The organism is Exiguobacterium sp. s121 (assembly GCF_018617245.1).
GTDB classification, from domain to species: domain Bacteria; phylum Bacillota; class Bacilli; order Exiguobacteriales; family Exiguobacteriaceae; genus Exiguobacterium; species Exiguobacterium profundum.
The window spans coordinates 1511256-1525259 of sequence record NZ_JACSJV010000001.1; the positions used below are offsets into that span (position 1 = coordinate 1511256).

A 14004-nucleotide genomic window follows, 5' to 3' on the forward strand; every position below is an offset into this window, starting at 1 on the left:
CTTCCCTCTCCTTAACTAAACGTGACCGCTAAGCGGGCTTGTGCAATTTTGTCAACCGGTAGCGATACCGCTTTTTTTCTTGTCTTGATGCGTGTCTCGATCACGACCGTTTCCCCATCATATGCCGTCAAAATTCCTTCAAACTCTTTGGCACCATCGATCGGAGCGAACGTTTTCATGTAGACATTTTTGCCTACCGCACGTTCAAAATCGCTCGGCTTTTTCAGCGGACGCTCCGCACCAGGACTCGAGACATCAAGATAATAAGCCTGTTCAATCGGATCGGTTTCGTTTAGTTTTTCCGAGAGCTGTTCATTGATATTGACGCAATCGTCCAAATCGACGCCCCCCGGCTTATCGATATAGACGCGCAAGAACCAGTCTGGACCTTCCTTAACAAATTCCACATCGACCAATTCCATGTTTTCTCGTTCTACGATCGGCAACGCAATCGATTCAACGACTTCTGTTATTTTGGACACTCTCATCCCTCCTTCTGGCTTTTACATACAAGAAAGGAGTAGGGTTCCCTACTCCTTTCCGTCGTAGTATCCAACTTTGTTCGATACTAATATATCATATTTTCCCGATAAATCGCAACTTACACCCCAAAATCAAAGAATGAGAGTTGGTTCTCATCAGGCAGACCTTCGAGACATTTCATCGTATCGAGTGTCTCGATGACCGTTTTCGAAAGTTTCGCACGTTTCCGCAAATCTTCTTTCGAAAGGAACTGTCCTTCTTCCCTTGCTTCGACAATCGCTTTTGCCGCATTCGTTCCCAGTCCATCGACCGCGTTGAAAGGTGGAATCAGCGTATTGTCTTCAATCAAGAACTCTGTCGCACTCGACCGATACAAGTCGATGTTTTGGAACTTCATTCCCCGCTCGAGCATTTCGAGCGCAAGTTCGAGGACCGTGTGTAGCCCTTTATCCTTCGCTGTCGCATCGAACCCTTTTTCTCGAATATCCGACATCGCCTTACGAACGGCCTGGGGACCTTTGATCATCGCGGATAAGTCAAAATCTCCCGCTCGAACGGTAAAGTACGTCGCGTAGTACAGAATCGGATGATGTACTTTAAAGTATGCAATCCGGACCGCCATTAACACGTAGGCAGTCGCGTGTGCTTTCGGGAACATGTACTTGATTTTCTTACAAGACGAGATATACCATTCCGGCACGTCATTCTCTCGCATCTCGGACTCCATCTCTTCCGTGAGCCCTTTCCCTTTCCGGACGGATTCCATGATTTTAAAGGCGAATGACGGTTCGAGGCCCGCGTAAATCAGATAGACCATGATGTCATCTCGACAACCAATTACATCCTTCAGTTCGCACGTCCCGTTATAAATCAATTCGTTCGCGTTCCCGAGCCAAACGTCTGTTCCGTGGGATAGACCGGAAATTTGAACGAGCTCCGAGAACGTCGACGGTTTTGTCTCTTCAAGCATCTGACGAACGAATTTCGTCCCGAATTCTGGAATCCCGAGCGTCCCGGTTTTCGATTCAATCTGTTCTGGTGTCACCCCAAGCACTTCTGGTGAAGAAAAAATCTTCATGACTGTCGGGTCATCTGTCGGAATCGTCTTTGGATCGATACCAGACAAATCCTGTAACATCCGGATGACGGTCGGGTCATCATGCCCGAGAATATCAAGTTTCAATAAGTTGTCATGGATGGAGTGGAAGTCGAAGTGAGTCGTCTTCCATTCAGACGAATTGTCATCCGCCGGATATTGAATCGGGGAGATATCCGCGATATCCATATAGTCCGGTACGACGATGATACCCCCTGGGTGTTGCCCCGTCGTCCTTTTTACACCGGTGACCCCAGAAACGAGACGGTCGACTTCGGCGTTCCGGTAAATCTTATCGTTCTCGGTCGCATAGCCTTTCACGTATCCATAAGCCGTTTTGTCGGCAATCGTTCCGATTGTCCCGGCACGATAGACGTATTCTTCTCCGAACAGTACTTTTGTATAGGCGTGGGCATGCGGTTGATATTCACCTGAGAAGTTCAAGTCGATATCCGGTACTTTGTCCCCTTTGAAACCAAGGAATGTCTCGAACGGAATATCATGACCGTCTTTTTTGTACCACGTGCCGCACTCCGGACACTCCTTGTCTGGCAAGTCATACCCCGAACCGACCGATCCATCATTAAAGAAATGTGAGTGCTGACAGTTCGGACAGACGTAGTGAGGCGGTAGCGGGTTGACTTCGGTGATTTCCGTCATCGTTGCGACGAGACTCGACCCGACCGACCCCCGCGAACCGACCAGATATCCATCATCGAGTGATTTTTTAACGAGTTTATGTGAAATCAAATAAATGACGGCGAACCCGTGACCGATAATCGATTTGAGCTCTTTCTCAAGACGCGCCTCCACGATTTCAGGCAACTCGTCTCCATAGATGGAGCGAGCCATGTCGTAGCTCATATTCCGAACCTCATCATCTGCCCCTTCAATTTTAGGTGTGTACAAATCATCCGGGATGATTTGAATCGACTCAATCTGATCGGCGATTGCATTCGGATTCGTGATGACGATTTCACGCGCTAAATCGTCACCTAAAAACTTGAACTCTTCCATCATTTCTTTTGTCGTCCGGAAGTGCGCATGTGGTAATTCCTTACGCGTATTGATGAAGTTTGCCCCACCTTGTGTACGAATCAAGATTTCGCGATAAGACCGGTCGGACCGATCTAGATAGTGCACATTCCCTGTCGCACAAACCGGTAACTCGGCCTTCTCGGCGACACGAATGATGCGCTTAATGATTTCGCGGAGTTCTAATTCATTCGTCACAATCTCTTTATCAATCAAATGGTGGTAGAGTGCCGGGGGATGAATCTCGATAAAGTCATAAAATGACATCATCTTCTCGAGTTCATCATCCGACTTGTTCAAGGCGGCGTCAAAAATCTCCCCGTTATCACAAGCCGAACCAATCAATAATCCTTCTCGCCGTTTCACAAGCTCGGAACGTGGCATGCGTGCCATCCGATACAAGTAATCGATGTGAGATAAGGAGATGAGCTCGTATAAATGACGAAGTCCTGGCTTTTTGTTTTTCGCGTAGATGGTCGCATGGAACGGACGAATCTTCGACACGTCACTGCCGACTTTCGCGTTCAACGAGCGATGTGTCGTCATTTCGAACATCTGCTTAGCGAGATCGAGTAACTTCATGAGCAAATACGCCGTTGCTTCCGCATCGTAAATGGCACGGTGATGTTGTGTCAGTTCGATATCGAATCGCTTCGCGAGTGTATTGAGTCGATGATTCTTCAACGTCGGCATCAGCGTTCGAGCAAGTTCGAGCGTGTCGATGACCGGGTAATCGTCCGGTTCATGCCCACCACTACGGAGTGTCGCCTCGAGGAAGCCCATGTCGAATGACGCGTTATGGGCAACGAGAATGCTGTCGCCACACCACTCGACGAACTGTTTCGTGATCACTTCCGGGTCCGGTTGACCTTGAACCATGTCATCCGTGATCCCTGTCAATTCGATGGTGGTCGCTGACAAGGCATGTTTCGGGTCGGCGAACGCTTCAAACCGGTCAATGATTTCTCCGTCCTTGATTTTAACCCCAGCGAGTTCGATGATTTTATTGTAGACGGCAGAAAGTCCCGTCGTCTCGACATCGAAGACGACGTATGTCGCATCATCCAATGCCACATCGGTCGCATGATAAGCGACAGGGACACCATCGTTGACGACGTTCGCCTCGACTCCGTATAACACTTTGATATCATTTTTCTTCCCGGCGTAATAGGCTTCCGGGAACGCCTGAACTCCAGCATGGTCGGTAATGGCAATGGCACGGTGTCCCCATTTTGCGGCACGAGCGACGAGCGACGAGACATTTGTGACGGCATCCATTTGGCTCATCTGTGTATGCGCGTGAAGTTCGACGCGTTTCTCACCTTCCCATTCGTCACGTGGTGGTTCTACTTTCACTTCTTGAAGTTGAGATGCCATCATACATAGTTCGCGCATGAACGAATCATCTTCGACCCGACCGGCCGTTTGAATCCACATCCCTTTTTTGACGGCACTAAGCATACGGTCGTCATCGTCATCGCGTGCAAATACCTTCACAATCAATGAGTCTGTGTAATCCGTCATCTTGAACGTGAATAGTTTCTTACCACTCTTCAACTCTTTGCGCTCTGCTGAGAAGACGAGTCCACGAATCGCGACACGTCGTTCTTCCTCGATAATCGTCTTGATTGGGACAATCTCATCTTTAATGAGCGCACCCATCCGGATTTCTGTAATCGGTTCGTCGTTCGTTTCTGTTGCCTTGGCGAATTGGGCAGCCAGTGCCATTTTCGCTTGTTCGATATCTTCTTGAACGACCTGTTCGCGAAGGGCTTGATTTGCCTCAGCGTCTTCCGAAAATTGAGCCTGACACGGTTTTTTTGTGAACCCATAGGCACTATAGAGCGCCTGTACTTCTTGACAGAGCTCTTTGTCCACATAACTCGCCTCAGGTGCGGAACGCACCGGAATCATAAGTTTGTTCTGCTCGAATCGTGGCGAAACGGAGCCGAAATAACTGCGCATCGCGCCAGATACTTGGCTCAACTCGCTGACGATTCGTGGCCAATAGTCGATATAGTCTTGCTCGCTCCCACCCGCTACTGTCGAGAACCGAGCGTACACCTCATCCGCAAACGTTGCATAACGGCTTTCTAGTCGACTCATGAACAATTGATGCACGTCGTATGGCAATACTGCTGGAAATGAAAAATAGAACGTCCACGTCCGTCGCTTCTTATTGACGACGAGTCGTGAGAGTTCGGCCTGATCAAACAGGTCCGTCTCGGTCGTGATCCCAAGGTCACTTAATAATAATTGCATCTTTTGATTTGCTTCCACGGGTCCGTCTTTCCCCCTTTATGCCAATTCGACAAATGAAGGTGACCGCTTCCGCTGTCACCTTCATCCATTAATGAACTTCGCTAAATTTTGAAGCGATGACTTCTTTCAATTCATCGATTGATGTTTCAATCACTTCACCTGTTGCACGTACTTTCACTTCAACGATGCCTTCGCCAGCTTTTTTCCCGACGTTCACGCGAATCGGGAGTCCGATCAAATCTGCATCGGCAAACTTTACGCCCGCACGTTCTTTCCGGTCGTCGAACAAGATATCGTATGTTTGACCGAGCTCTTCATAAAGACGGTTCGCCAACTCGACTTGCGTCTCATCTTTTGCGTTGATTGCAATCAAATGGAGATCGAACGGCGCTACGTTACGTGGCCAAATGATTCCACGGTCGTCGTGATGTTGTTCGACGATGGCTGAAAGTGTGCGTGACACCCCAATGCCGTAGCAACCCATGATGAGTGGTTCGGCACGACCCTCTTCGTTGAGGAATGTCGCACCCATCGCTTCTGAATATCGTGTTCCGAGTTTAAATACTTGTCCCACTTCAATCCCACGAGCAAAACGAACCGGACCGGACTCATCCGGTGCCAAATCGCCTTCGACAACGAAACGTAAATCGTGGTATGTCATCTCGGCAAGGTCGCGCGCAGCATTTACACCCGTGTAGTGTGTGTTCGCCTCGTTAGCACCACAGACAGCATCCACTAAGTATTTGACCGCATAGTCGGCAACGACTTTGACTGGAGCGTTAATCGGTCCGAGTGTACCTGGTGCACAGTTGAACAACTCAACGATTTTCGCTTCTTCTTCGAGTTGAATGTCGAGTCCACCGAGTGCGTTCTTCACTTTGACTTCATTCGCTTCGTGGTCGCCACGAACGATTGCCATGACGGTTTCGCCATCCACGTTAAACAAGACAGATTTGATTGTCGTCTTCGGATCCACATTCAAGAATGCCGCCACGTCCTCAATCGTACGATTTTCTTCCGTGTTCACTTTTTCGAGGGGACGAACGTCAGCTTGTTGCATCTCATAACGGTCGAGCGTTTCGGCCATCTCGATATTCGCCGCATAGTTCGACGTGTCCGTGTAGACAATTGTATCTTCACCAATATCCGCAAGCGCTTGGAATTCATGCGTGTCTTTCCCGCCGATTGCCCCAGAGTCTGCGACGACCGGACGATACTTCAGTCCTGTACGGTCGAAGATACGTGAGTAGGCATTATACATGTTGGTATATTCTTCATCTAAGTCTTCTTGTGTCGCGTGGAATGAATAGGCGTCTTTCATCAAGAATTCGCGTCCGCGCAGCAATCCAAAACGTGGTCGACGCTCATCACGATACTTCGTTTGAATCTGGTACAAGTTCATCGGAAGTTTTTTATACGAGTTGAGCTCGTCTCGGACGATCGATGTAATCAATTCTTCGTGTGTCGCACCGAGTGCGAAGCGACGGTCATGACGGTCCGTCAAGCGCATCAACTCAGGACCGTAAATACCCCATCGTCCTGTCTCTTCCCAAAGTTCTGCCGGTTGGATGGCAGGCATCAATAGCTCTTGAGCTCCGGCACGATTCATCTCTTCACGGATGATCGTTTGGATGTTGTGTAACACTTTATGTCCGAGTGGAAGATAAGAATAAATTCCTGCCGCATTTTGACGGATGAATCCTCCACGGACGAGGAGTTGATGGCTGACTGCTTCCGCGTCAGCCGGCACTTCTCTCAATGTAGGCATGAGCAATCTAGATTGTTTCATACAGTTCAACGTTTCCCTTCTCTACAAACAGCTTATTTAAAGAATGATTGAATGTCGTTCCAAGTGACAATCAACATTAAAATCATCAAGAGTGCGAATCCGATAAAGTGGACGAATCCTTCCTTTTTCGGATCGATTGGACGTCCGCGTACCGCTTCGAACAAGAGGAAAATCAAACGTCCTCCGTCTAACGCTGGCAATGGGAGCAAGTTGAAGATGGCAAGGTTGACGGAGAGAAGCGCTGTCCAATTCAACAGCATGATCAAACCGCTCGCCGCTACTTCATCTGTCATCCGTACAATCCCGACCGGACCTGCTAGTTGATCGACACCGACTTGTCCTGTCACCAAATCACCGACCGCAGAGAAGATCAGCGTCGACATCGTCCATGTCGTTTCCGCCCCCGTCGTCACGGCTTTGACCGGTGATCGTTCGAGCGCGTTCGTGACACCAAGAATCCCGACCGTCTCTCCGTTTTGTTCGACTGCTTGTGGTGTAAGGGTGACAGTTGCTTCCTCTCCATCACGGACATACGTGACTTCCGTAGGGGTGTCCGCGCGGTCTTCTAAAGCAGATCGCAAGTCGAGCCAATCGGTAATCGGCTCGCCTTCAATCGAGACGATTTCATCCCCACTCATCAAACCAGCCTCATCAGCGGCTGAATCCGGTTGAACCGTACCAATTTGACCATCGTTCGTTGGGGTTCCTTGAACGAGCCCAACAATGATGAGCAAGATGAACGCCAAGACAAAGTTCATCGCCGGACCGGCTGCGATGGCCAAGACACGCTTCCAAACCGACTGGGCCCCAAACGTTCGATCATACGGTGCAATTTGAATTTCCATCCCTTGGTCGACAAGGAGTGTGTCTCGCTCTAATGAATAGACCCGCACTTCCTCATCGATGAGAAGTTGAACTTTCAACTCATGTGTCGAATCGAACTTATCGACGGTTCCGACGACATGGACATCTGTAGCCGTGTCCGGTTGGAAGTAGACACGATCGACCGTCCCCTGTTCAGTGAGACGAAGTCCGACATGCTGACCCGCTCGGACTTCAATCGGTTCAAAATCTTCTCCGGCCATTTTGACGTAGCCACCGATTGGTAAAAGACGAATGGTATAGAGCGTTTCATTTTTACGGAATGAAACAATTTTTGGACCGAATCCGATTGCAAACTCGTGACAGAGAATGCCTGCCCGTTTCGCCATGACGAGGTGTCCCCATTCGTGTACCGAAATGAGAACGCCAAACATCAAAACGATGGCGATAAAAGTCGTCATGATTTATTCCCCACCTTCAATTCCTTGCTGAATCTGTTGACGTACTGCTTGGTCAACTTCTAGAATTTGCGCGAGCGTCGGCTCGGCAATGACCTCATGTCGAGCCATCGCTTCTTCGACGAGTCGTTCAATCTCTAAAAACGTGATCTGACCGTTCAAGAATAGGTCCACTGCCACTTCATTGGCTGCATTCAAGACGGTCGGCATGGAACCACCGGCTCTTCCTGCTTCGAACGCTAACCGGAGTGCCGGGTAACGATTGAAATCAGCCTCTTCAAAATGCAGCTTTCCGATTTCCTTCAAGTTTAACCGCTTATTCCCCTCGATTTCAAGCCGCTTCGGTCCCGATAGCGCATAAAGGATCGGACCACGCATATCCGGGTTTCCAAGCTGGGCCATCACGGCAGCATCTTTAAATTCGACCATCGAATGAATAATCGATTCACGATGCAAGATGACTTCAATATCATTATAATCGATATCGAACAGCCAGTGTGCCTCGATGACTTCCAAACCTTTGTTGAACATCGTCGCCGAATCGATTGTGATTTTTGCTCCCATTGACCAGTTCGGATGATTCAGTGCGTCTTCAACAGTCACATCAGCCAGCTCATCACGTGAACGATCACGGAAACTACCGCCTGAAGCCGTTAGAATAATCTTTGATACATCTTCTCTTCGTTCCCCGTTCAAACATTGATAAATCGCGGAGTGTTCACTGTCGACAGGCAATAGGTTGACCCCATGTTCTTTCACGGCCGCTTTGACAAGATGTCCTGCGGTAACGAGTGTTTCCTTGTTGGCGAGTGCAATATCTTTCCCTGCTTGAATCGCCGCAAGCGTCGGTTCGAGTCCAACTGCTCCAACGACTGCCGTCACGACGATGTCAGCCCGTTCTGCCGTCGCACACTCTTTCAGCCCCTCCGGTCCAATAAAATAGAGAGGTTCATATGTAAGACGTGGCTTCAACTGTTCGAGTACTTCGATACTCGTTGCCGACACATATTTTGGTCTAAGTCGATTGATCCATTCCGTGGCGACATCGACGTTCGTTCCGAACGCATACGCCTCAAGTTCAAACAGGTCGGGGTGCTGTTCGATGACGTCACAAGTTTGAACGCCAATCGAACCAGTCCCACCAATTAAGCTAATTCGCTTCATTTCGACACTCCTTTTTAAAGCAGATTAAACACCCAAATGACGGTAAAGACCGCAATCATACTATCAAACCGGTCTAAAATGCCACCATGTCCTGGTAACAGGTGACCCGAATCTTTGACTCCATACTGGCGCTTATAAGCAGACTGCACCAAATCTCCGAGCTGTCCGACTACCGCCACGACAATCGCTAAAATGACGACCTCAATTATCGGCAAGATCGGATCAATCCAGACGAAGATGATACCGAGTACAATCGCAGACACAATGCCCCCAATCGCCCCTTCAATCGTCTTGTTCGGACTAATCGATGGCCATAATTTGGCTTTCCCGAATGCCTTTCCGGTAAAATATGCTCCCGAGTCCGTCGCCCAAATCATAAACAAGATCAGCAACACTTTCGATAGACCGTCCTCAGAGAGCCGGACTAACGCAAAACTAGAGAAACCGACGACCAAATAGACCGCTGAGACGAAGTAAAAACTAGCGTCTTCATACGTGAACCGATTTTTCGTGACCACTGTCCAAAACAGCAACAGCACGAGCCCTAAGACGAGCCATTGTTCAATCGAGAACGGAAGTTCATCCGTGACAACCTGATTCTCAATCAATAATAAGAGGAATGGGAACGCCACGAGGAGCGCTGTCACCAAGAACGGAAACGCCAACAGCTTATGCTGTCGCATCAACGTGAATTCACTCAATCCGATGAGTGCTAAAATCCCCATCAATGAAACAAATGCATTTCCTCCAAGCGCAATTACCGTGATGAAGATGGCTCCTGCCCATAGTCCTGTAATAATACGTGTCTTCATGTTACACCCCACCAAAACGTCGCGTGCGCGCGTTGTATGATTCAATCGCTTCTACAAAATGCTCACGCTTAAATTCCGGCCACAATACTTCTGTGAAATGAAGTTCAGCATATGCGCTTTGCCATAATAAAAAGTTAGAGAGTCGTTGTTCCCCGCTCGTCCGAATAACGAGATCCACGTCTTGAACGTGTGTCATGAGTCGTTCACCAATCATACGGTCATCGATATCGTCTGCCTGAACCAAACCGGACTGAACGTCTCCTGCAATGCTGCGCATCGCTTGAACGAGCTCATCCCGTCCCCCGTAGTTGAGTGCGAAGACAAGATTCAACCCTGTGTTCGCAACGGTCCGTTCTCTCGCCTCGTTAACGGCTTCTCGTGTCTCTCGTGGGAGTTTCGACGTATCTCCCGCAACGAGCACTCGTACATTCTGTTCGTGGAGTTCTTTCAAATCGGTCTCCAAAAACTGTTTCGGTAGTTTCATCAAGAATGAGACTTCCTCTTCCGGACGAGTCCAATTCTCTGTAGAGAACGCATAAAGCGTCAGAGACCGAATCCCGAGTTCTTGTGCTGTTCGTACCGCTTCCCGGATGGACTTCATCCCTTCCCGGTGACCCATGATGCGAGGGAGACCACGTTTTTTGGCCCAGCGTCCATTTCCATCCATAATGATGGCTACGTGCTCAGGAACACTTAACTCCGCCTCGATTTTCGTTTTAGGATTCACCCATTTAAACATTCTGTTATCCTCCTGATTGTATGAAAGAAGGACCCTCTCAGAAAAAGGGTCCCCACACAGCTTTTTGGTATACCACTTCCGTGATTACACTTCCATGATTTCTTTTTCTTTAATTGCTGCAGATTCATCAATCTTCTTGATATACGAATCCGTCAACGTTTGAACGTCATCTGCATATCCGCGGAGATCGTCTTCTGTTAACTCGCCATCTTTCTCGAGTTTCTTCAAGTTTTCATTTGCGTCACGACGAACGTTACGGACAGCGACTTTCGCTTCTTCTGCGTATTTTTTCGTGACTTTAACTAATTCTTTACGACGTTCTTCCGTCAATGCAGGAATCGCCAAACGAATGACCGTACCGTCAGATGATGGAGACAAGCCGAGGTCTGCCTTTTGAATCGCTTTCTCTACTTCAGAAACCATTGACTTATCCCATGGTTGAATCAAAAGTAGGCGCGCTTCTGGTGTATTGATGTTTGCCACTTGATTGAGTGGTGTTGGGACACCATAGTAATCAACTTGGACAGGATCCAAAATCGATGCGCTGGCACGGCCAGTGCGAAGCGTTCCAAAATCACGTTTAAGTGAAGAATGCGCTTTTTCCATTTTTTCTTCAGCTGTTTTCAATACTTCTTTGACACTCATGAATTGACTCCTCCTACTACCGTTCCGATATGTTCCCCGAGAACGACACGTTTAATGTTACCTTCTTCAAGCAATGAGAATACAATCAATGGAATGTGGTTGTCCATACAAAGTGACGTTGCTGTCGAGTCCATGACTTGAAGTCCATCCTTTAAGACGTCAAGATAAGACAACGTATCGTACTTCACTGCCGTCGCGTCCAATTTCGGATCAGCTGAATAGACGCCGTCCACATTGTTTTTACCCATTAAGATGACATCAGCTTCGATTTCAGCCGCACGGAGGGCAGCTGTCGTGTCCGTTGAGAAATATGGGTTTCCTGTGCCGGCCGCAAAGATAACGACGCGTCCTTTTTCAAGATGACGCATTGCGCGACGACGAATGTATGGTTCAGCAACTTGTCGCATTTCAATTGATGTTTGGACGCGCGTTTGGACACCGTACGTTTCAAGGCTATCTTGAAGAGCAAGTGAGTTCAATACAGTTGCGAGCATACCCATGTAATCTGCGTTTGCCCGATCCATCCCGAGTTCACTACCCGTCTTTCCACGCCAAATGTTTCCGGCACCTACAACAACGGCGACTTCTACACCCATCTCGATCAATTCTTTAATTTGACTTGAGATTGAGTTTACAATGTTAGGGTCGATCCCGTAACCTTGATCTCCAGCGAGCGCTTCTCCACTCAATTTTAACACAATTCGTTTATATTTCGGTTCCATAACTTTGCCTCCTCTTGCTTGAAAAAAGGGAACACGCTCCCTTAACGAACTAACTCAAGGTTATACAGACGTGTTCCCATTTTTAGTTGCATCACTGATTGTGACACAGATTATTTTTTAAGTTGGTTCATAACTTCTTCAGCAAAGTTCTCTTCACGTTTCTCCATACCTTCTCCTACTTCGAAGCGTACGAACGAGTTGATTTTTCCGCCTTTTGATTCTACGTACTTACCAACTTTGAAGTCGCTGTCTTTTACGAACGTTTGGTCAACGAGGCAGATTTCCTCGAAGTACTTGTTCATACGACCAGCAATCATCTTCTCAACGATGTTAGCAGGCTTGCCTTCGTTAAGTGCTTGCTCAGTCAAGACTTTCTTCTCGCGGTCGATTTCTTCAGCTGATACTTCATCGCGTGTCGCGTAAAGTGGACGTGCTGCAGCAACGTGCATTGCAACGTCTTTAGCAACTGTTTCGTCAGATGTGCCGTCGATTACAACGACTGACCCGATGCGACCACCCATGTGGAGGTACGTACCGAATACTGCATCGTCAGCTTTTTCAAGAACAGCTACACGACGGAGTGAGATTTTCTCTCCGATTGTCGAAGCTTCTTCTTGAATGTACGTTTCAAGTGTTTTACCTGCTTCGTACTCAGCCGCGAGTGCAGCTTCTGCAGTTGTTGCGCCTGATGCGAGTACTGCTTTTGCTACGTTGTTTACGAGTGTTTGGAACTTCTCGTTCTTCGCAACGAAGTCTGTTTCTGAGTTGATTTCGACGAGCACAGCTTTGTTGCCTTCAACTGCTACTGCTGTCAAACCTTCAGCGGCGATACGATCACCTTTTGCTGCTGCTTTAGCGATTCCTTTTTCGCGAAGGAAGTCGATTGCTGCTTGCATGTCACCGTCTGTTTCAACGAGTGCTTTTTTGCAATCAAGCATTCCTGCTCCTGTTTTTTCACGAAGTTCTTTTACCATTGCTGCTGTAACTGCCATCGGAAATTCCTCCTTGTAAAACTAACGAATTTTAAGAAAAAGCACAGGGCTTTTTGATTACATGTCCTAAAAAAAGGTGATAAAAGGCTTTCCCTTTATCACCTATTGTCTCACTGATTACTCAGCTTCTGTAGCTTCAGCTTCTGTCGCTACAGCTTCTTCAGCAACTTCTTCTTCACCTTGCTTCGCTTCGATGATTGCATCTGCCATCTTAGAAGTGAGCAATTTAACTGCACGAATTGCATCGTCGTTCGCTGGGATTACGTAGTCGATTTCGTCTGGGTCACAGTTTGTGTCGACAATCGCAACGATTGGGATGTTCAATTTGTGAGCTTCCGCGATTGCGATACGCTCTTTACGTGGGTCAACGATGAAGAGGGCGTCAGGCACACCAGGCATATCCTTGATTCCGCCGAGGAACTTCTCAAGACGAGTCATTTCTTTCTTCAAGATGATGACTTCTTTCTTAGGAAGTACTTCGAACGTGCCGTCTTCTTCCATTTTTTCGAGTTGCTTCAAGCGGTTGATACGCTTTTTGATTGTTGAGAAGTTAGTGAGTGTTCCACCCAACCAACGCTCGTTAATGAAGAACATTCCAGAACGGATTGCTTCCTCTTTGATTGTATCTTGAGCTTGTTTTTTCGTACCAACGAAGAGGACGTTTCCGCCTTCTGCCGCGAGTTCACGAACAAAGTTGTAAGCTTCGTCTACTTTTTTGACCGTCTTTTGAAGGTCGATGATGTAGATCCCGTTACGCTCTGTGAAGATGTATTTCGCCATTTTTGGGTTCCAACGGCGTGTTTGGTGACCGAAGTGTACACCAGCTTCAAGCAATTGCTTCATTGAAATTACTGCCATGATAAATTTCCTCCTTGTGGTTTAAAAAAGTCCTCCGCCTCGTTCATTGTTGTATTCCGACCTTTCGGCACCGAGGAATATCATCCCGAGACGTGTGTGATGTGTTTAACACCGAGAATTACTATAG

General features: G+C 47.9%; 11 protein-coding genes. All 11 read right to left on the reverse strand.

Translation table 11 applies throughout. The features are described 5' to 3' along the window. Positions 1-11: 11 nt before the first annotated feature. Complete coding sequence (rimP, locus tag KOG47_RS07780) at positions 12-482, reverse strand: ribosome maturation factor RimP (protein ID WP_015881425.1); 471 nt, start codon at positions 480-482, stop codon at positions 12-14. A gap of 119 nt (positions 483-601) precedes the next feature. Continuing rightward, the gene (locus KOG47_RS07785) at positions 602-4894 is read right to left on the reverse strand and encodes a PolC-type DNA polymerase III (protein WP_214691051.1); all 4293 of its coding nucleotides are present in this window, start codon (positions 4892-4894) and stop codon (positions 602-604) included. Between the two features lie 70 nt (positions 4895-4964). Continuing rightward, positions 4965-6665, reverse strand: coding sequence for a proline--tRNA ligase (locus tag KOG47_RS07790; RefSeq protein WP_214691278.1), 1701 nt, complete (start codon positions 6663-6665; stop codon positions 4965-4967). Positions 6666-6697: 32 nt separating this feature from the next. After that, complete coding sequence (rseP, locus tag KOG47_RS07795; protein ID WP_015881422.1) at positions 6698-7948, reverse strand: RIP metalloprotease RseP; 1251 nt, start codon at positions 7946-7948, stop codon at positions 6698-6700. Between the two features lie 3 nt (positions 7949-7951). Beyond that, a complete protein-coding gene (gene dxr, locus KOG47_RS07800) occupies positions 7952-9109 on the reverse strand; it encodes a 1-deoxy-D-xylulose-5-phosphate reductoisomerase (RefSeq protein WP_196430551.1) in 1158 nt (385 codons plus the stop codon). 14 nt (positions 9110-9123) lie between these two features. Beyond that, positions 9124-9921 (reverse strand): phosphatidate cytidylyltransferase, encoded by a 798-nt coding sequence (locus KOG47_RS07805; protein WP_159562101.1) that lies wholly within the window; start codon positions 9919-9921, stop codon positions 9124-9126. Position 9922: 1 nt separating this feature from the next. Beyond that, positions 9923-10660: an undecaprenyl pyrophosphate synthase gene (locus tag KOG47_RS07810; RefSeq protein ID WP_159562100.1), complete on the reverse strand. Its 738-nt coding sequence runs from the start codon at positions 10658-10660 to the stop codon at positions 9923-9925. A gap of 84 nt (positions 10661-10744) precedes the next feature. Beyond that, positions 10745-11305: a ribosome recycling factor gene (gene frr / locus KOG47_RS07815; protein ID WP_031421698.1), complete on the reverse strand. Its 561-nt coding sequence runs from the start codon at positions 11303-11305 to the stop codon at positions 10745-10747. Next, positions 11302-12027, reverse strand: a complete 726-nt coding sequence (gene pyrH, locus KOG47_RS07820; protein ID WP_015881417.1) for a UMP kinase — start codon at positions 12025-12027, stop codon at positions 11302-11304. Before pyrH ends, frr begins: the two co-directional genes overlap by 4 nt. Before the next feature lie 110 nt (positions 12028-12137). Continuing rightward, on the reverse strand, positions 12138-13019 hold the full coding sequence (tsf, locus tag KOG47_RS07825) for a translation elongation factor Ts (RefSeq protein ID WP_078146717.1): 882 nt from the start codon (positions 13017-13019) through the stop codon (positions 12138-12140). 117 nt (positions 13020-13136) lie between these two features. After that, on the reverse strand, positions 13137-13877 hold the full coding sequence (rpsB, locus tag KOG47_RS07830) for a 30S ribosomal protein S2 (RefSeq protein WP_015881415.1): 741 nt from the start codon (positions 13875-13877) through the stop codon (positions 13137-13139). Positions 13878-14004: the final 127 nt, after the last annotated feature.